This window comes from Streptomyces buecherae, from assembly GCF_014295035.1.
GTDB classification, from domain to species: Bacteria; Actinomycetota; Actinomycetes; order Streptomycetales; family Streptomycetaceae; genus Streptomyces; species Streptomyces youssoufiensis.
On record NZ_CP060404.1, the window covers coordinates 2,639,930 to 2,659,026 of the forward strand.

15 protein-coding genes are annotated in these 19,097 nt (G+C 71.5%); 3 read left to right on the plus strand and 12 right to left on the minus strand.

Features of this window, described 5'->3' with window-relative positions:
* The first annotated feature begins 374 nt into the window (after nt 1-374).
* On the plus strand, nt 375-1,295 hold the full coding sequence (locus H7H31_RS09600; RefSeq protein ID WP_308284045.1) for an AfsR/SARP family transcriptional regulator: 921 nt from the start codon (nt 375-377) through the stop codon (nt 1,293-1,295).
* Between the two features lie 226 nt (nt 1,296-1,521).
* On the opposite strand, the gene H7H31_RS09605 is transcribed toward H7H31_RS09600, so the two are convergent.
* The 5 genes from H7H31_RS09605 to H7H31_RS09625 form a co-directional block, all read right to left on the minus strand.
* Complete coding sequence (locus H7H31_RS09605) at nt 1,522-2,625, minus strand: 2-oxoacid:ferredoxin oxidoreductase subunit beta (protein ID WP_187118232.1); 1,104 nt, start codon at nt 2,623-2,625, stop codon at nt 1,522-1,524.
* Between the two features lie 91 nt (nt 2,626-2,716).
* Nucleotides 2,717-4,660, minus strand: a complete 1,944-nt coding sequence (locus H7H31_RS09610) for a 2-oxoacid:acceptor oxidoreductase subunit alpha (protein WP_187117875.1) — start codon at nt 4,658-4,660, stop codon at nt 2,717-2,719.
* Nucleotides 4,657-5,919, minus strand: a complete 1,263-nt coding sequence (locus H7H31_RS09615) for a nucleotide sugar dehydrogenase (RefSeq protein ID WP_222623990.1) — start codon at nt 5,917-5,919, stop codon at nt 4,657-4,659. Before H7H31_RS09615 ends, H7H31_RS09610 begins: the two co-directional genes overlap by 4 nt.
* Nucleotides 5,920-5,929: 10 nt before the next feature.
* Nucleotides 5,930-7,048, minus strand: a complete 1,119-nt coding sequence (locus H7H31_RS09620; RefSeq protein ID WP_187117876.1) for a DegT/DnrJ/EryC1/StrS family aminotransferase — start codon at nt 7,046-7,048, stop codon at nt 5,930-5,932.
* A gap of 1 nt (nt 7,049) precedes the next feature.
* Entirely contained in the window at nt 7,050-8,240 is a 1,191-nt protein-coding gene (locus H7H31_RS09625) for a DegT/DnrJ/EryC1/StrS family aminotransferase (protein ID WP_187117877.1), read from the minus strand.
* A gap of 481 nt (nt 8,241-8,721) precedes the next feature.
* Here H7H31_RS09625 and H7H31_RS09630 point away from each other — a divergent pair, with 481 nt between their 5' ends.
* Complete coding sequence (locus H7H31_RS09630; protein ID WP_232109759.1) at nt 8,722-10,008, plus strand: erythromycin esterase family protein; 1,287 nt, start codon at nt 8,722-8,724, stop codon at nt 10,006-10,008.
* A gap of 83 nt (nt 10,009-10,091) precedes the next feature.
* On the opposite strand, the gene H7H31_RS09635 is transcribed toward H7H31_RS09630, so the two are convergent.
* From H7H31_RS09635 to H7H31_RS09665, 7 genes are read right to left on the minus strand one after another with little or no spacing between them, the layout of a single operon-like run.
* Nucleotides 10,092-12,017, minus strand: coding sequence for a 1-deoxy-D-xylulose-5-phosphate synthase N-terminal domain-containing protein (locus H7H31_RS09635; RefSeq protein ID WP_232109760.1), 1,926 nt, complete (start codon nt 12,015-12,017; stop codon nt 10,092-10,094).
* On the minus strand, nt 12,001-12,408 hold the full coding sequence (locus H7H31_RS09640; RefSeq protein ID WP_176164086.1) for a DUF6917 domain-containing protein: 408 nt from the start codon (nt 12,406-12,408) through the stop codon (nt 12,001-12,003). The genes H7H31_RS09635 and H7H31_RS09640 overlap by 17 nt, the downstream gene beginning before the upstream one ends.
* Complete coding sequence (locus H7H31_RS09645) at nt 12,405-13,367, minus strand: Gfo/Idh/MocA family protein (protein ID WP_187061957.1); 963 nt, start codon at nt 13,365-13,367, stop codon at nt 12,405-12,407. The genes H7H31_RS09640 and H7H31_RS09645 overlap by 4 nt, the downstream gene beginning before the upstream one ends.
* Nucleotides 13,364-14,500 carry an Ldh family oxidoreductase gene (locus H7H31_RS09650; protein WP_187061958.1) on the minus strand — a complete coding sequence of 379 codons (1,137 nt, stop codon included), beginning with the start codon at nt 14,498-14,500 and terminating at the stop codon, nt 13,364-13,366. Before H7H31_RS09650 ends, H7H31_RS09645 begins: the two co-directional genes overlap by 4 nt.
* A gap of 16 nt (nt 14,501-14,516) precedes the next feature.
* Nucleotides 14,517-15,962, minus strand: coding sequence for a M20/M25/M40 family metallo-hydrolase (locus H7H31_RS09655; protein WP_232109761.1), 1,446 nt, complete (start codon nt 15,960-15,962; stop codon nt 14,517-14,519).
* Nucleotides 15,959-16,852 (minus strand): sugar phosphate isomerase/epimerase family protein, encoded by an 894-nt coding sequence (locus H7H31_RS09660; RefSeq protein ID WP_187061959.1) that lies wholly within the window; start codon nt 16,850-16,852, stop codon nt 15,959-15,961. Before H7H31_RS09660 ends, H7H31_RS09655 begins: the two co-directional genes overlap by 4 nt.
* Complete coding sequence (locus H7H31_RS09665; RefSeq protein ID WP_187061960.1) at nt 16,842-17,972, minus strand: Gfo/Idh/MocA family oxidoreductase; 1,131 nt, start codon at nt 17,970-17,972, stop codon at nt 16,842-16,844. Before H7H31_RS09665 ends, H7H31_RS09660 begins: the two co-directional genes overlap by 11 nt.
* A gap of 229 nt (nt 17,973-18,201) precedes the next feature.
* Between H7H31_RS09665 and H7H31_RS09670 the strand changes: the two genes are divergently transcribed.
* Entirely contained in the window at nt 18,202-19,032 is an 831-nt protein-coding gene (locus tag H7H31_RS09670; RefSeq protein ID WP_232109762.1) for a class I SAM-dependent methyltransferase, read from the plus strand.
* Nucleotides 19,033-19,097: the final 65 nt, after the last annotated feature.

Here is a 19,097-nt window from a genome sequence, read left to right on the forward strand (position 1 = left end):
GCCGCAGAGCTGGAAGGACCATAGGTGCTCGGCTCAAAGCGGGTTACTATCTGGATCGTTCGAAGACCGAAGGCGCCCCATCATGCGGAACTATCGACTCACTAGTGAACTGTTGAACGACCGACTTGAGGTGACATAGACTGCCTGCTGGCTCCAGATTTGCTCGACTTTCAGCCACGGGGGGATGAACAGGCGACGCAGCAAGGCCATACGAAAACAGGCACGACGGAACAGCGACGGACGCCCGTCCCCCAGCGGAGCGGCCCACACGGGGACCAGCGGCAAGGCGAATCCCGGTGCTGTCATGGCGTCTTGCCTGCGTGGCCTCTCCACGCGTCCCTCTCATCGAGCCTCTCGTCACACTCTTCTGGAAGGTGAACGAGAACGTCATGGAATTTGCCATATTGGGCCCGCTTCGCATGAACGAACAGGGGCGTTCTTATACCCCAACCGCACCGAAGCAACGGCAGCTTCTGGCCCTGCTGCTCCTCAACGCCAATCAGGTCGTTTCCACCAGCACCTGCATAGATGAACTGTGGGAAACGTCGCCACCCAACACGGCGCTGTCCACCCTGCAGTCCTATATCCTCCAACTGCGGCGCACACTGCGCAGAGTCCCGCGCATCGGCAGTTTACAAGCCGCGCGTCGCGTTCTGGAGACCCGCGATGGTGGCTATTTGCTCGCGGTCCGCAACGATGAACTCGACGTCAATATCTTCACGTCGCTGGTGCGCGAAGGCCGCGCCCAACTGCACCGCGACGACCACACCGCGTCCGCTCTCCTGACCCGTGCGCTGACCATGTGGCAGGGGTCCGCGCTCTCCGACGTCCAGGCGGGTCCGGTGCTCCGAGCCCACCTGGTGGGCCTGGAGGAGGACCGGATCAGCGTCCACGAGCAGCGCATCGACGCGGACCTGCGCCTGGGCCGGCACCACGAACTCCTGGGCGAACTCAGCGCGTTGGTCACCAAGTACCCCACGCACGAGAACCTGCACGCGCAGCTCATGCTGGCTCTCTACCGCTCGGGGCGGCGCGCGCAGTCCCTCGAGGTCGTGAAGCGTTTGCGCCAGGTGCTGCACGACGAACTCGGCCTGGAACCGTCGCCGCGGATGCGCAATCTGCACCAGGCGGTACTGGCCTGCGACCCGGTCATCGACAGCCCCGCGGGCACCGACTCCGTCCTGGCGCTCGACCTCGCGCGTTACTCGTCGTCGCCCACCCTGCCCAGCCAGCCCTCGCCCGCCCTTCACGCCTCCCACCCCGCATCGGTGCACGCGCACGCGCACGGTAAGTAACTCCGTGGCGTAATCGTTTCCGCACACGCGGCGGATGGTCCGAACTCTCCCTCGGCCCGTCCGGGTCGTACGGGTGTCACGCGCGTTCCCACCGAGCGCGCGTACGCTCCAGCTCACGCGCACCGCTGCCCGGTGTCCCTCTCATCGGGCAGCACGCCGGACAGGCCAACCGCCGTTGTGAGCCGGCCTGTTGCGCGGTCGTGCCGACGGCGCGGCGTGTGCTGGTTCAGTGGGTGACGGTCCAGGTGTCGTTGCCGGCGAGGAGGGTGGCGAGGTCGCCCTTGCCCTGGGCTTCGATGGCTTGGTCGAGTTGGTCGCTCATCAACGTGTCGTAGACCGGGCGCTCCACACTGCGCAACACGCCGATGGGTGTGTGGTGGAGGGTGTCGGCGTCCGCGAGTCGGGTCAGTGCGAACGCGGTGGTCGGGGACGCGGCCCGCGCGTCATGAACCAACACGCCGTCCGTGCCTTCCTCCCGCACGTCCACCACCCGCAGATCCCCACTGGCCTGGTCACGAACCACGCCCTTGGAGCCCAGTCCGTCCTCGGCGGGCGCGCCGAAGCGGATGGGTTGGCCGTGTTCCAGTCGGATCACGGCTTCCAGCGCGCGGTCCTTGTCTTTGAGGACCTCGAAGGCGCCGTCGTTGAAGATGTTGCAGTTCTGGTAGATCTCCACCAACGCCGTGCCCGGATGCGCGGCCGCCGCCCGCAACACGCTCGTCAGGTGCTGGCGGTCGGAGTCCACCGTCCGTGCCACGAACGAGGCTTCGGCGCCCAGGGCGAGGGAGAGTGGGTTGAAGGGGGCGTCCAGGGAACCCATCGGTGTCGACTTCGTGATCTTCCCGACCTCCGAGGTCGGGGAGTACTGGCCCTTGGTCAGTCCGTAGATCCGGTTGTTGAACAACAGGATCTTCAGGTTCACGTTGCGTCGCAACGCGTGGATGAGATGGTTCCCACCGATCGAGAGGGCGTCGCCATCACCGGTGACCACCCATACCGACAGATCCCGTCGCGAGGTCGCCAACCCCGTCGCGATCGCCGGCGCCCGCCCGTGAATGGAGTGCATGCCGTAGGTGTTCATGTAGTACGGGAAACGGCTGGAACACCCGATCCCGGACACGAACACGATGTTCTCCCGCGCCAGGCCCAACTCCGGCATGAAACCCTGCACGGCCGCCAACACCGCGTAGTCCCCACACCCCGGACACCACCGCACTTCCTGATCGGACTTGAAGTCCTTCATCGACTGCTTACCCTCAGCCCGCGGCACCAACGACAACAACCCCCGCCCCCCACCCTCAGAAGAACCAGCGGGAGAAACAGCGGGCATGCCAGCAGCACCGGACGTGCCAGCACTGGACGCGGCAGCGGCGGGCGTGGACGTTTCGGGCGTGGTGGTGGGTGTTTGGGGGGTGGTGGGGTTAGGCATTGATGGCCTCCTTCAACGCGTTGGCCAACTCCTCGGCCTTGAACGGCATTCCGTTGACCTGGGTGTGGGACCGGGCATCGATCGCGTACTTCGCGCGGATCAACGTCGCGAGCTGTCCCAGATTCATCTCCGGGATCACCACCCGCTCATACGAGGCAAGCACCTCACCCAGATTCGCCGGGAAGGGATTGAGATGCCGCAGATGGGCCTGGGCCAACGCCACACCCTCACCCCGCAACCGCCGGACCGCCGCCGCGATCGGCCCATACGTCGAACCCCACCCCAACACCAACACCCGCGCCCCACCCGGGTCATCCACCCGCACATCCTCGACCACGACACCATCGATCTTGGCCTGACGGGTGCGGACCATCAACTCATGATTAGCCGGATCGTAGGAAATGTTCCCACTGCCATCCTGCTTCTCAATCCCACCGATCCGATGCTCCAACCCCGCCGTCCCCGGCACCGCCCACGGCCGCGCGAACGTCACCGCATCCCGCTTATACGGCCAAAACACCCGCGACCCATCCGCCAACTCATGATTGGGCCCCGAGGCGAACCGCACCCGCAAATCCGGCAACCCCTCCACATCCGGCACCCGCCACGGCTCCGAACCATTGGCCAAATACCCATCCGAGAGCAAGAACACCGGCGTGCGATACACCAACGCGATCCGCGCCGCCTCCAACGCCGCATCGAAACAGTCCGCCGGCGTCGACGGCGCCACGATCGGCACCGGAGCCTCACCGTTACGGCCATACATGGCCTGCAACAAGTCCGCCTGCTCCGTCTTCGTCGGCAACCCCGTCGAAGGCCCACCCCGCTGAATATCCACCACCACCAACGGGAGTTCCAGCGAGACCGCGAGCCCGATCGTCTCCGACTTGAGCGCCACCCCAGGCCCCGAGGTCGTCGTCACCGCCAACGACCCACCAAAGGCCGCCCCCAACGCCGCCCCGATCCCCGCGATCTCATCCTCAGCCTGGAACGAGCGCACCCCGAAGTTCTTGTGCCGCGACAACTCATGCAAAATATCCGACGCCGGAGTGATCGGATACGAACCCAAAAACAGGGGCAACTCCGCCTGTACGGAGGCCGCGACCAGGCCGTAGGCCAACGCCAGGTTCCCGGAGATGTTGCGATACACCCCAGCCTGGAACGCGGACGAGGCCGGAGCCACCTCATAGGAGACCGCGAAATCCTCCGTGGTCTCACCGAAGTTCCACCCCGCGCGGAACGCGGTCACGTTCGCCTGCGCCAACTGTGGCTTCTTCGCGAACTTCTTCCGCAAATACGCCTCAGTACCCTCCGTCGGACGGTGATACATCCACGACAACAGGCCAAGCGCGAACATGTTCTTACTCCGCTCAGCCTCCTTACGACTGAGCCCGAACTCCTTGAGTGCCTCGACCGTCAACGTCGTCAACGGCACCCCATGCACCTGGAACGCTTCCAGCGACCCGTCCTCCAACGGACTGGTCGCATACCCCACCTTCGCCATCGGACGCTTCGTGAACTCATCCGTGTTCACGATCAACACCGCACCCGCCGGCAGATCCCCCACGTTCGCCTTCAACGCCGCCGGATTCATCGCGACCAACACATCCGGCGCATCCCCCGGCGTCAGAATGTCATGATCCGCGAAATGCAACTGGAACGACGACACACCCGGCAACGTCCCAGCCGGCGCACGAATCTCCGCCGGGAAATTCGGCAACGTCGACAAGTCATTCCCAAACGACGCCGTCTCCGAAGTAAACCGATCACCCGTCAACTGCATACCATCACCCGAATCACCCGCAAAACGGATAATGACTCGGTGCAGGGTCTCGGTCGCCTTCTCGGGCGGCGATCCGGCGGTGGACGGTGCCGCGCCCACGGTGGGCTCCGTGGCGGGGGCGGGCGCGGGGTGACCTGGGGCGGCCGGGCTCATAGCGACTCGATGTCCTTCGAGAGCGGCAGACGGTGTCGGCAGTCGAATATGTAGCGGGCCGATGCGGCGATGGCCTCGTAGTCGAACTCGTCGTGATCGGTGACGATCAGGACGGCGTGCGCCCGGGAGACCTCCTCCGGGTCCGGCTTCACCTGCGTGAGCCCCGGTATGCCGGGCTCCTCGGTGACGTGTGGGTCGGCGAAGCGCACCGTGGCGCCGGCCTCGATCAGCAGCTTGGCGATGGGCAGCGCGGGCGACTCGCGGATGTCGCCGGTGCCCGGCTTGTACGCCAGGCCGAGCATCAGGATGCGCGCGCCGGTCACCGTCTGGTGCCGCCGGTCCAGGCCGCGGGTCAGCTTGCGGACGACGTACTCCGGCATGGCGTTGTTCAGCTCGTCGGCCAGCTCCACCAGGCGGAACCGCTTGCTGGACGCGCGCTCGACCTTCCACGACAGGTACAGCGGGTCCACCGGCAGGCAGTGGCCGCCGACCCCGGGGCCCGGGGTGAAGCGCATGAAGCCGAACGGCTTGGTCGCGGCGACCTCCAGGGCGTCCCACACGTCGACGCCGATGCCCTCGGCGTGCGTGGCCAACTCGTTGACCAGCGCGATGTTGACGTGCCGGAACGTGTTCTCCATGACCTTCGCCAGCTCGGCGACCCGCGGGGCCTTCGCCAGCACCACCTCGCGCACGATGTCCGCGTAGAAGGCCCGCACCCGCTCCAGCGAGGCCGCGTCGATGCCCGAGACGACCTTGGGCGTGGTCTCGAAGGTCCACTCCGGGTTGCCGGGGTCGATCCGCTCGGGGCTGTACCCGAGGTGGAAGTCCGCGCCCGGCTCCAGTCCCGAGCCGTCGCGCAGGATCGGCGCGAGCACCTCCTCGGTGGTGCCCGGGTAGCTGGTCGACTCCAGGATGACGGTGGCGCCCGGCCGCAGCCGGGCGGCCAGCGCCTTGCCCGCCGCCTCGATGTAGGACAGGTCCGGCACGCCCTCGTGCAGCGGGGTGGGAACGGTGATGACCGCGATGTCGAAGGCGTCCAGGTCCTCGGTGTCGATGCTCGCCCGGTAGGTGCCCCGGTCGATGACGGCGCCCAGGCGCCGCGAGGTGACGTCCCCGACGAACGAGTCGCCCACGGCCAGCTTCTTCACGCGGGACTCGTCGGTGTCGTAGCCGACGACCTGGTATCCGTGCTCGGCCGCGGCCACGGCCAACGGCAGGCCGACGTACCCCTGCCCCACTACGACCAGTTTCGTGGTCAAAGGACGCTCCCTAGTCGAAGAATTCACAGACCGAGTCGGCGATGTATTCCACCTGACTGTCGGAGAGGTGGGGCCAGATGGGGATGGCCAGGTTCTGGTCGCTGGCGCGCTGCGCGCCGGGCCACTGGGCGCCCTCGGGCGCGAACCGCGCGAACGCGGGCTGGAGGGGCAGCGGCACCGGGTAGTAGACGTGCGTGCCGATATCCTTCTCGCTCAGCCAGGCGCGCAGGTCCGCGCGCCGCTCCACGAGCAGCGAGTAGACGTAGTAGCAGCGGCCGTTGCGCCCCGCCGGCGGCGCGAGCACGCCCCGGCCGGCCAGCGGCTCGAAGCGCTCCGTGTAGTAGTCGGCGATGCGGGCCCGGCGCTCCAGGCGGTCCTCGAAACCGGCGTGCCGGTGGAGCTGGAAGGCCGCGATGATCTCGTCGAACCGGCTGTTCTGGCCGATCCTGTGGTGCAGGAAGCGGGTGATGCCGTCCTGCCCGTGGTTGCGCAGCATCCGTACGGTGCGGCCCAGCTCCGGGTCGTCGGTGAGCACCGCGCCGCCCTCGCCGGCCGTGCCGAACGCCTTGACCTGGAAGAAGGAGAAGACGCCGAGGTCGCCCCAGCGGCCGGACGGCACGCCGTCGAGCACGGCGCCCTGGGCCACCGCCGCGTCCTCGATGACCTTCAGGCCCCGGTCGTGGGCGATCTTGTTGATGCGGGGCATGTCGGCCATGATCGAGAAGACGTGGGCGGGCATCACCGCGCGCGTCCGGCTCGTGATGAGCGCCTCGACGGAGTCCGGGTCGATCACCATCGTGTGCGGGTCGACGTCCGCGAAGACGGGCGTGGCGCCGAAGTTGGCGACCGAGCTGGCCACCGGCTGGCAGCAGAACGCGGGCACGATGACCTCGTCGCCGGGCCCGATGTCCAGGGCCTGCACGGCGAGGTTGAGGCCGCCGGTGCCGCTGGAGCAGGCGATGACGTGCTCCGCCTCGGTCGTGCGGCGCAGCTCCTCCTCCAGCTCGGCGGTGCGCCGGCCGAGGATGAACTTCTGCTCGGCGTCCGTGCCCACCTCGAAGAGCAGGTCCTTGAACGCCTGCCGGTCCGTCTCGAAGAGGTCCGGGGGGAAGAAGGGAATGGTGGCCATGTCATCGCCTTCCGGCGTAGAAGTCCGAGATGGCGGCGCAGACCGTCTCCAACTGCGCCTCGGTCAGGTCCGGGTACAGCGGCAGCGCCAACGTCCGCTCGCAGGCCGCCTCGGCGTTGGGCAGGCTGCCGGGGCGCAGCCCGATGTCCGTGCCGGCGAAGCAGGGCTGGGTGTGCAGCGGGCGCGGGTAGTACGTCTCGGTGCCGATGCCGCGGGCCGTGAGGTGGGCCACCAGCTCGTCCCGGGCCTCGACCTCCACCTGGTAGACGTAGAAGACCGGCTCACTCTCCACGGAGCGCGGCAGGACGCGCGGCACGGCGAGCACGCCGTCGGCGTCGCGCAGCCGCTCGGAGTAGGCCGCCGCCAGTTCGGCGCGGCGGGCGATGTCGCGTTCCAGGCGGGTCATCTTGGCGAGCAGGATGGCCGCCTGCACGTCGTCCATCTTGCTGTTGGTGCCGGAGACGCCGGAGAGGTTGGAGATGCCGGCGATGTGGTCGATGGTCTTGCCCATCCGACCGTGGTGGCGCAGCACGGCCGCCTGCTCGGCCAGCTCCTCGTCGTTGGTGAGGATCATGCCGGCGTCGCCGAGGGCGCCGAGCGTCTTGGTCGGGAAGAAGGAGAGCACGCCGCCACGGCCGATGAGCCCGGCGTGGGTGCCGTCCCAGCGCATGCCGATCGCCTCGGCGCTGTCTTCGAGGAGCATGACGTCGTGCCGGCGGGCGACGTCTGACAGCGCTGTCAGGTCAACCAGTTGGTGGAAGAGGTGGGCCGGCATGATGGCCTTGGTCCGCTCGGTGATCAGCTCCTCGACCGAGGCGGCGTCCATCCCGTAGTCACCGTCGTTGGTGATGTCCGCGAACACCGGCGTGGCGCCGGCGAGGCTGACGGCCGAGGCCGAGGCGAAGAAGGAGAAGGCCGGGACGATGACCTCGTCGCCGGGCTCGATGCCGGCGGCGCGGAGCAGGATCACCAGGGCGTCGGTGCCGCTGTTGACCGCGATGGCCCGTGCGGCACCCGTGTAGTCGGCGATGGCCCGCTCAAGCTCCGCCACCTTGCGGCCGTGGGAGAACTTGCCCCGGTCGAACACATCATCCGTATGTCGGGTGATGAGCGGCCATAGCTCCTTGAAGGACTCCGCCTGAGTGAAGAACGGAACCGGCGCGGCGGGAGCATCGGTAAGCGTGGACACCATGGGAGTGACGCTATGGAGCGGCTCTGTGACGTCGCTACGGACAAGAACTTGCCGGTAGCAGTCATTCCTGGCCAGCCGGCCCGAGCTGGGCGCCCCGTCGGCAAACCTGTCATACACAGGTGCCCAGGCCGGCGATACGGCAAGATCTTGCCAGTCACCAGGGGCTTCCCCGACCCGGTGCGACCCCTCGCACGCGCCGCCCACACCTGGCGTGCACGGGCGGCTTCACTCCGTATTCAAGCTTCCACACGCCGTCCTGTACACCCCGTGTCGGATGTCCCACTGCCGCGGTCCACCCACCGGGACCGACCGGGCCGGCGCCGCTGGTCGTGCACCCAGCATGGCGTAATCCCGCGCGTGGCGCCGCACGGCACGCGCGGGGGCGCGCGGCAGAGGCGGAATCCGTCGGCCGGGCTTGGCGGACGGCCCGCCCGCCAAGCGAGCTTGACCTCAACCGCGCTTGAGGTCCGAGGGTGGCCGCATGACGATCTCAGCGACGGACCGGGCGGCGGTGGGCGAGTGGATCAGGGGCGCGGCGCACCCCCTGCGCACGGCGGACCCGTTGGCGCCCCTGGACGACCTGCGACCGCTGCTCGCCATGGTCGGAGAGCGGACGGCCGTGGCGGGGTTCGGCGCCGGCACCCGGGGCGCCCGCGAACTCCTCGCCCTCCAGGCGCGCATCGCCCGGCTGCTGTTCGCCGAGGCCGACTTCCGGGTGCTCGCCCTGGACCAGGACGCCGCGCTCGGCGCCGCGCTCGACACGTGGTCGCGCACCGGCGCCGGGGACGTCGTGGCGCTGCTCCGGGCCGCCGAGCCGTTCTCCCGTACCGGGGAGACGCTCGCCCTCCTCCGCTGGCTACGCGCCCTGCGCCGGGCCCGGCCGGAGGCCGCGCCGCGCGTCGTCGGGGTCAGCCCACGGGAGACGGGGGCGGCGGCGTACGACGCGGTGACCGCGTACGTGCGCCGGGCGGCGCCCGAGCGGCTGGCGGAGCTGGCGTCCCACTACGCCGGACTCCGCCCGCCCGGCGCGGTCCCCGACCACACCCGCCGCTACCAGGCCCTGCCCGACCGGCGGCCCTGGCGGGAGCGCGCGCGGGCGGCCCACGACCTGGTGGCGGCGGCGCCGGGGCACGAGGGGCACGCCTGGGCGCGCTACCAGGCGCGGCTGATCCTCCAGTACCACGCGCTCCACGACCACGGCCACGACCCGCTGGACCCGCACAACATGGACCGCTACGAGCGGTCGTTCGCCGAGAACGTGCTGTGGTGGCACCGGCACACCGGGCACCGGGTGCTGTTCTGGTCCTCCAGCTCGCACACGGCCAGGGCGCCCGGACGCGTCGTCAGCTTCCCGCCCCACCCGCCGGGGCTCTCCCCGAACGCCGGCGGTCACCTCCACGCGGACCTCGGAGACCGGTACCTGTCGATCGGCCTCACCTTCGGCGCCGGCGAACTGGCCCCGTACACCGGGGCGCCGCACCACCGGGTGCCCGCTCCCGTGCCGCCGCTGGTGGAGTCGGTCCTCGACGGCGCGGGGGCGGGCGACTTCCTCCTCGACCTGCGCCAGCGGGCGCCCCGGCGGGTCGCCGAGTGGCTGGCCCGGGACGTCACGACGCGGCTCGTCGGCCCGCGCCACGACCCACGGCGCGACCCGGACCACCACATGACGGGCGGTTCGCTGGCCGAGTGGTTCGACGTCCTCGTCCACCGGCGGCGCGTGACGCCGGCCCGCCCGCTCGGCCCGGCCACGCCGGAGGCGACCGGCTGACGGCCGCCGCCCGTGGCGCGGCCGGGCGTCCCCTCACGCGGGCCGGGAGGGGCAGGAACCGGGCTGGTCAGGGACCGGGGTGGTCAGGAGGCGCCGCGCAGGAACGGCTGGTCGTCCGGGGCCAGCACGTCCTCGACGGTCTCCGCGATGCAGTGGGCGGTCAGGCCGGCCTCGGCCAGCACCTCGTCGCGGCTGCCGTGCTCGCAGAAGCGTTGTAACAGGCCGAAGTCGCGGAGGGGCGTGGTCACTCCCGCGTCGCGGAGGGCTTGGGTGATGGCGGAGCCGACGCCGCCGACGCGGCCGTTGTCCTCCACCGTGGCCACCAACTCGTGCTCGGCCGCCAACCCCACCAACGCCGAGTTCACCGGCTTCACCCACCTCGGGTCGACCACCGTCACCCCCACCCCACGCTCCGCCAACAACGCCGCCGCCTCCAACGACACCTGGGCCATCGCCCCCACCGACACCAACAACACCCGCGACACACCCTTCGCCCGCGCCAGCACGTCCAACCCACCCACCGACGCCACCGGCTCGATGTCCGCACCCACCGCGCCCTTGGGATAACGCACCACCGTCGGCGCGTCCTCCACCTCCACCGCCTCCCGCAGCAATGCCCGCAACCGCGCCCCATCCCTCGGCGCCGCCACCCGCAACCCCGGCACCACCTGCAAAATCGACATGTCCCACATGCCGTTGTGCGACGGCCCGTCATTACCCGTAGCGCCCGCGCGGTCCAACGCGAACGTCACCCCACAGCCATGCAGGGCCACGTCCATCAACACCTGGTCGAAGGCCCGGTTCAAGAACGTCGCGTACACCGCCACCACCGGATGCACCCCGCCAAGCGCCAACCCCGCCGCCGACGTCACCGCGTGCTGCTCCGCGATGCCGACGTCGAAGACCCGCTTCGGATACGCCTTGGCGAACGCCTCCAACCCCACCGGTCGCGACATCGCCGCCGTGACGCCGACGATGTCCTCCCGCTCACCACCGAGCCTGACCATCTCGTCCGAGAACACCGACGTCCACGACGGACCGGACGGCTCGGCCGGCCGGGGGCCGCGGACGGTGCCGGGGGGCGGGGCGGTGGGCCCGGTGTCCGGGTCGCCACGGGTGACGCAGTGCACGACGGCGGGCCCGCCGAGCGCCTTGGCCCGGCGTAACGCCACCTCTAACGCCACCGCGTCCTGACCGTCCAGCGGCCCGAAGTAGCCGAAGCCCAGGTCGTCGAAGAGGCTACGGGGCGTCGGCCGAGGCCGTTCGACGGCCTGGGCCCGCTCCGGCGGCGCCTGGACCAGCGTGATGCCGCCGCCGGCGCCGGCGGCGCTGCCCGGCAGGGCGTCGACGGACGGCTCCGCGAGGTGGTCGGACGCGACGCGGTCGGCGCGGTCGGGGGCGGGACGCAGCAGCAGCCGGCGGTCGGTGAGCCCGTCGGCGGCGGGCGCGGGGGTCGGGACGGCCTCGTGGACGACGATCACCAGCGGCAGGTCGCGGCTGGCGGCCAGGTTGTTCAGCGCCTCCCAGGCCATGCCGCAGGCCAGCGCGTCCCAGTCGACCACCGCGACCACGTGCCGGTCGTGCAGGCCGAGCAGTTGGTGCGCCTTGGCGAAGCCGTCCGCGTAGGAGAGGGCGGTGGCCGTGCGCGCGTTCTCCACGGCGCCGTGCGGGGCCGCGTACCAGGTCGGCTCGGAGCGGCGGCGGCGTGGGGTGAAGTCCCGTCGGCCGGTGAGCAGTTCGTGGACGTACGCCTGGCGGCCGGTGCCCCACACCAGGCGGTCGCGTGGCGCGTCGAAGACCCGGTGCAGTGCGAGCGTCAGCTCGACCACGCCCAGATCGGGCCCGAGGTGCCCGGCCTGGCGCGGCACCGCCCGCCCGATGAACTCCCTGATCTCCGCGGCCAGCCCGGGGAGCCGGGACGCGGGGACGGCCCGCAGGGTGTCGGGGCCGGAGAGGGTGTCGAGCAGCGGTGCCACGGCCGGACGCGGCCCGTCAGGGCGCAGGGTCAAAGCGCACCTCCATCTCGGGCTGTAGCCCGAGATCCGGCCCCGACGCCGTCTTGTCGACGTTGATCAGGATGTTGTAGTGGTTCGGGTAGTGGCAGGAGTCGAAGCCGAGCACGGTGCCGACCAGGTGGCCGTTGATGCGCACCTCGTCGCCCCGGTCGATGACGCCGCCACGGGCCAGCTCCACGAAGCCGAGGAAGCCGACCCGGTCGATGACGGCGCCGGTGCTGGTGTCGTCGTGGTCGGTGGTGACCAGTTCGTGCACCTCCTCGCGGCGCACGCAGCGGCTGGCGAACTCGGTCAGCTCCATGCCCCGGTCGTCCCGCTTGTGCGTGAGGATCTTGACCAGTTCGCCGGTCACGGGGCGCTTGGCGCCGTCTTCCGCGGGGTTCATCGGGCGCCTCCCCCGGCGTGCTGCGGAGCGGTGCTGCCGGCGCCGGTCGCCTCGGCCTCGCGCCGGTAGACGTCGGCCACCAGTTCCAGCGCGGCCAGGCCGCCGTGGCTACGGTCCTCGCCCGCGCGCACGGCGGAGGCGAAGTCGCGCAGCACGCCCACGTACTCGTGCCACAGCGAGGTCTTGAAGCCGTCGTGGCCGCCGAGCATGTCGGCGGTGAGCACGGTGCCGTCGGCCAGGGTGAGTTCGACGTCCTTGGTCTCGCCGGGGTAGGCCCAGTCGAGCAGCACCCGCGCCGTGGCGCCGGACTCGGCGCGCAGTTCGACGGTGGCCTGTCGGTCGGTGCCCTGCGCGTCCCGTACGACCTTGGAGTCGGTGACCGTGACCTCGCCGACGATCTGCCGGACGGTGTCGAAGGCGTTGGGCCCGTTGTCGGCCACGCAACCGCCGCCGCAGCGCTCCGGGTCCAGGTACCAGTGGTCGTCGCCGGCGTGCTCCTCGATCATCTCCAGGTAGCGGACGGTCACGTGCCGGAGTTCGGCGCCGGCCGGGACGCGGGCGACGAGGTCCAGGACGTTGTCGTTGTAGCGGCGGTGGAAGGAGGTGAAGAGCACCACGCCCTTCTCGCGGGCCGCGCGGACCAGTTCGCGGCCGTCCTCGACCCGGGTGGCCAGCGGCTTCTCCACGCAGACCGGCAGCCCGGCGGCGACGAGGTCACCGCAGACCTGGGCGTGTACGTCGTTGGGCACGTTGACCACGACGGCGTCCAGGCCACCGGCGGCGATCATGTCCCGGTAGTCGGCGAAGGTGGGCACCTTCCCCTCGAACGGGGCCAGCGCGTCGGCCCGCAGGTCGCACACGGCCGCCAGCTCCACGTCGGGCAGCTCGTCGAAGGCCTTCACGTAGAAGCGCGAGATGACGCCGAGTCCGACGATTCCCACGCGCAGCGCGCCGCTCATGCGTCCACTCCCACCGGGGCCTCAAGGCCCCATCGCTCGGCGACCTCGCGCAGTTCCTCGTGGAGCGCGGGCGTGATCGGTACGCCGTCGGCCCGGGCGGCCTCGGCGGTGGCGGCCTCGCGGGCGCCGGGGTAGCTCACGGGCTGGGCCGGGTCGATCGGCGGGCAGTCGAGCAGCGACTGGAAGAGGCCGCCCGCCTGGGAGAGGAAGCCCTCCACCGGGCGCAGCGCGCCCGGCGCGACCACGATGGCCAGGATGCCGATGTCGTCGTCGCGCCCCGAGGGGCCGCCGCTGCCCTCGTACGCCTCGGGCGCGGGGCCGAGCCCGGCGCCGGGGACGAGCGCGGCCAACACCTCGACCAGCAGGGCCAGGCCGTACCCCTTGTACGCGCCGGTCTCCGGGCGCCCGCCGAGCCAGGTCGGGAAGCCGTCGCCGCGGTCGAGCGCGTGCGGGTCGGTGACCGGCTGGCCCTGCGCGTCGGTGAGCCAGCCCTCGGGTATGGGCTGGCCCGCGCGCGCGGCCTGGCGGATCTTGCCGGTGGGCACGGCCGTGGTGGACATGTCCAGGCAGTACGGGGGCAGGTCGGGGCCGGCCGGGGACGCGATGCTCATGGGGTTGGTGCCGAGCATCGCGACCTTGCCGCCCGGCGGCCTGGCGATGCGCTGACCGCCGCAGTTGGAGGCCAGGATGCCGACCATGTCGCGCTCGGCGGCGCGCAGCGTGTGGTACCCGGCGCAGCCGAAGTGGGTGGCGTCGCGCACCGAGACCAGGCCGATGCCGTACTCGGCGGCCCGGTCCGCGGCCAGGTCGATCGCCTCGCTGGCCAGCCACAGGCCGAGGCCCTTCTTGCCGTCCAGGAGCACGGAGGCACCCTTGTCGGCGAGCACCTCGGGCTCGGCGTCGGGCTCGACCCGCTTGTCGTCGAAGAGCGGCAGGTAGAGCCGGGTCAGGTTGGTGAGGCCGTGGGAGCGCATGCCGGCCAGGTCCCCGTAGACCAGGGCCTTCGCGGCGGTGCGGGCGCGGCCGGTGGGCACGCCGCGGGCGGCGAAGACGTCGGCGGCGAAGCCGACCAGGTCCTCGTACGGGACGCGCGGTGCGCTCTCCTCGGCTCCTTGGGGCGACGCAGGTGTCATGACCTTCCGTTCCTGGCTAGGCGGTGCGGCTGGTGCTGCCGGCGGGGGTGGTGGCGCCCGCGGGCTGGTCGGGCGTGGTGGCGACCGGGGCGGGCGGCTGGCCGGCCTCGCTGGCCCGGGCGAAGGTGGTGAGCAGCGCGCGAACGCCGGTGGCGAAGGACTCCAGGTCCGCGAGGTCGGCGTGCTCGCCGTCCGCGTGCGCGCCGTTGGCGTCGAGGTCGCCGGGCCCGTAGACGACGGTGTACGCGCCGGGCGCGTCGTGCGTCCAGATGGCGTCGCAGGTGAACGCGTCGGCGTCGGCCGGCGCGTAGCGCAGCCCGGCGCCCTCGGTGAGCAGGCGCTCGGCCCACGGGTCGGAGCTGGCCAGCGCGGGCAGACCGCGCTTGAGCCAGTCGAGCCGGGTGACCTGGGCCGCCTCGCGGGCGGTGAGGGCGAAGTCGGGCAGGTCGGCGAAGGTCTCGGTGAAGCTGGCGAGTGCGGCGCGCAGTTCGTCTTCGAGGGCCCGTTGCAGGGCGAGCCCGGCCTCCGTGGTCGGGTAGGCGAGGTTGAGCAGCAGGTGGCCGCTGCCGTACACCTTGTTGTGCAGGGTGCCGGTGTGCAGGCCCGCGACGCAGACCCGGCCGCCGGCCACCCGCCCCGGCAGGTGCCGGGCCAGGTGGTGGGCGAGGTGGCCGAGGAGGACGGTGGCGTTGTGGCCGCCGCCCGGCCGGTCGTCGATGGAGTCCTGGCCCGCGACGGATATGCGGGCGGTGGCCGCCGCCGTCGAGCGCGGCAGCAGGAGCTGACGGGTGGGCTCGCAGAAGACGTTGAGCCGCCCGGTGTAGCCGGCCGCCACCAGCGGGCGGGTGCCGAAGACGCCCATGGCGCCGCCCTCCTCGCCGGCGACGAGCTGGATGAGCACGCCGACGCGCTCGCCGAGCGCGGGCACCGCGGCGCGGGCCGCGCGCAACCCGGCGAGCAGGGCGACGGCCGGGCCCTTGGCGTCGATGGCGCCGCGGCCGTGGAAGCGGCCGTCGGCGTAGCGGGGCGGCTCGAAGCCCGCGACGGTGTCCAGGTGGACGTTGAACATCACGGTCCGCTCGGGCGGCAGCTCGGGTCCGAGCCGCAGCACCATGCTGGGCTGGCACTCCAGGAAGTCGGGCATGGCCGCCGCGGCCTCGCGCACGGTGACGGGCACGCCGTCGAGTTCGAGCACGGCCGGGTCGGCGGCGGCGTGGTGCACGACGGTGAAGCCGAGTTCGGCCGCGGCCTCGGCGTACGCGCGCTGGGCCGCCCACAGCTCGGGGCGCGGCCCGTCCTGACCCACCTCCAGCGGGCCGGCGGTGGGCAGCCCGATCAGGCGCAGCAGCAGTTCGCGCTCGGCCACCGACAGGGTGACGCCGCCGGCGGCCTCGCCGGGGCGTTCGGTGGCGGGTGCGGTGGGGCGTTCGGTGAGCGGGTCCCGCGCCGGGGCGTCGGTCACGCGCGCTCCCCCGCGAGCCGTGCGACCATCCGCTCCAGGGCCCGGCCGTACTCCACGAACGCGTCCACGCCGTCCTTGCCCTCGGTGGCCAGCGACTCGTGCGGGCGGACGTTGATGTGCGGCTCGATGGACCACACGCCGGTGTAGCCCTGGTCGAGAAGGTAGCGCAGCGAGTCCTCGACGCGGCAGCGCCCGTCGCCCGGCAGCAGGTAGCTGGCGTCCTCCGGGGTGCCGACGGCGTCCTTGATGTGCACGTGCTCGACGTACGGGGCGATCGTCGGCAGCAGGTCGTACGCCTCGTAGTCGTAGGCCACGCCGTTGCCGACATCGAAGAGCAGGCGCAGCGCGGGGCTGTCGACCTCGGTCAGCAGCTCGCGCATGCGGGCGGCCTCGGTGCCGGCCCAGCCGGCGCAGTTCTCGTGCAGCAGGACGAGGCCGGCCTCCTCGGCGCGCGCGGCGAGCTTGCCCATCCGGGTGAGCACCTCCTGCCGCCAGTCGGCCTCGGAGAGCCCGTCGTTGGGGTAGGACATGACGCGCACGTAGCGGGTGCCCAGGCGGTGGCAGCGCTCGCCGAGGGCGTCGAGTTCCCGCAGGTCGGCGTCGAAGTCGGCGGTGATGGGCCGGCCCCAGTTGGCGATCCGGGAGTCCACGCAGGTCACCGCGAGGTCGGCGGCGGCCAGCCGGTCGACCAGGCGCTCGAAGGCGGCCTCGTCGAGGTCGGCCACCGCGGTGCCGTCCACGTTGCGCAGCTCGATGTGGCCCCAGCCGAGCGTGGTGAGCGCGCTGATCTGTTCGTCGAGCGAGGCGCCCGCCTCGTCGCCGATCCCGCACAGCGCGATCCCCGGCGGCAACGCGGTGCCCGCGCTGGTCCCGGTGGCGTCAACCGACATGGATGCTCCCGTTCTTCGTGGACGTGACCTGCTCCCCGGCCGGGGCCGGGCGTTCGTGCGCCGCCGCCGGGCCGGCAGCGATCGGCGCGGCACCCGGTTCGGCCGCGGCGGCGTGTCGCTTGGCGCTCTCCAGGACCCGCACGACCTGGGCCTGGAGCTCGAAGTCGGCCGTGAAGTCGGCGCGCTCGGCGAACCCCCGGTAGGTGTCGAGGACGCAGGCGTCCAGGGCGTCGTCCTGGAAGACCTCGTACTCCTCGGGCAGCCCGATGGGGGTCACCCGCAGATGGGCGAAATTGTCCTCGCCGCTGACCGGGTAGTGGCCGACCGCCCGGCCCGCGTCGAAGTCGAGCACCATGCTGCGCTCGCGCACCGGGGAGACCAGGTCGGAGACGATACGCGTGGTGGCGCCCGCGTCGTGTGCCACCGTCAGTTCGGCGGTGCCCATCCGGGGCACGACGCGGTCGCCGTAGGCGGCGTCGGACCAGGCGGCGTCGGTGACCGTACCGCCGCCGGCCAGCCGCAGGGCGACGCCGACCGAGTGCGGCAGCTCCACGTCGAAGGCGGTGGGGTGGCTCGGGGTGGACAGCGAGCGGCGCAGCCGGGGCTTGTGCTGGCGCACGGTGATGCGGCGCAGCGCGCCGAGCCGCCCGGAGCGCACGGTCTCGCTCAGCCGCGCGGTCAGCGTGCTGTGCAACCAGGGCGCGACGACGGCGAGCCGCAGGCCGTACGCGTCCCGCACGGCGCGGGTCTCGGCGACGGCCTCGCCGTCGACCCCGAGCGGCTTCTCGACCAGGAACTGGGTGAAGCCCAGTTCGGCGAGGTCGCGCAGCACCTCGGCGCGGTGCCCCGGGGGCGTGCACAGGTGGACGACGGTGGTCCTGGGGTCGAGCCGGGCGCGCGCCTCGGCGAGCGTGTCCACGGTGACCAGTCCGGGCGTCGCCTGGCCGGCCGGCAGGGGCGCCAGGTCGAAGCCGAGCGGCGGGGCGGCGGCGAAGACGGAGCCGGAGCCGGTGGCCGCGTTGTCACAGCCGGCACCGGCGTCCTGTCGCAGACGGCGGAGCACCGGCAGATGCAGCTCTCGTCCTGACCGTCCCAGCCCGACGAGCAGTGTGTGCAGCACCGCGAACTCCTCATGGATGCGCGTAGCGGGGCGACCACCGTACGCGAGGCGTGACCTGCGGGTCCTTAGCAGATAACTGCCTGGATTACCCCTTGGCCCGCACTCTCTTGCCATGGCAGGGACTTGCCCGGCTTCCTAGCCTGAGCCCCACACAAGCTGGGCGTGGGCGGCAGCGGAACGAGGTCCACGGAGGATACGAGGTCCACGGAGGGCGAAGAACGATATGAGCGTGACCGACCAGGCGTCCCAGGAATCCCAGGCGTCTCAGGAGTCTAAGGACTCCAAGGAATACGTCTTCGACCCCACCTGGGACCAGGAGACGGAGCGGCTGCGCGCCAACGAGGCCATCTGGGACCCGGGCACCATCGAGCGCCTGGAGCGGCTCGGCGTGGCCCCCGGCTGGCATGCCCTGGAGGTGGGCGCCGGTTCCGGGTCCATCGCCGGCTGGCTCGGCGAGCGGGTCGGGCCGACCGGGCGGGTGCTCGCCGCCGACCTGGAGACGGGGCGGCTCGAAGCGCTGCGGGCGCCGCACGTGGAGGTGGCCCGGATCGACATCCGTACCGAGGAGCTGCCGGCCGAGTCCTTCGACCTCGTGCACTCGCGGATGGTGGTCCAGCACCTGGAGGACCGACCGGCCGCGGTGGCCAACATGGTCCGGGCGCTCAAGCCGGGCGGCTGGCTGTTCCTCGAGGACACCGACTCGCTGCCGCTGTTCCGCAGCGCCACCTCGGAGGACTTCCTCCAGGACGTGCGGGCGGCCGGGTACGGGCTGATGCGCCGCTCGGGCCACGAGCCGCGCGGCGGCCACTTCGACCTTGAGGCGATGCTCGCCACCGAGCTGGAGGAGGTGTCGGCCGAGGGCCGGGCCGTCATGGTGCGGGGCGGCTCCTTCCAGGCCCGGCACTACCAGTTGTGGCTGGAGTTCATGAAGCCGCGCATCGTCGCCGAGGGCGAGGTGTCGGCGGAGCGGGTGGACGAGGCGCTGGCCGAGATGGGCGACCCGGCCCACCACTGGCTGACCCAGGTGCTCATCTCCAGCTTCGGCCGCAAGCCCAGGTAGGACGCGCGCACGGCCGGATGAGGCGCCGGTGGCGGCGCGCGCGAGCGCGCCACCGCGCGGCGCCG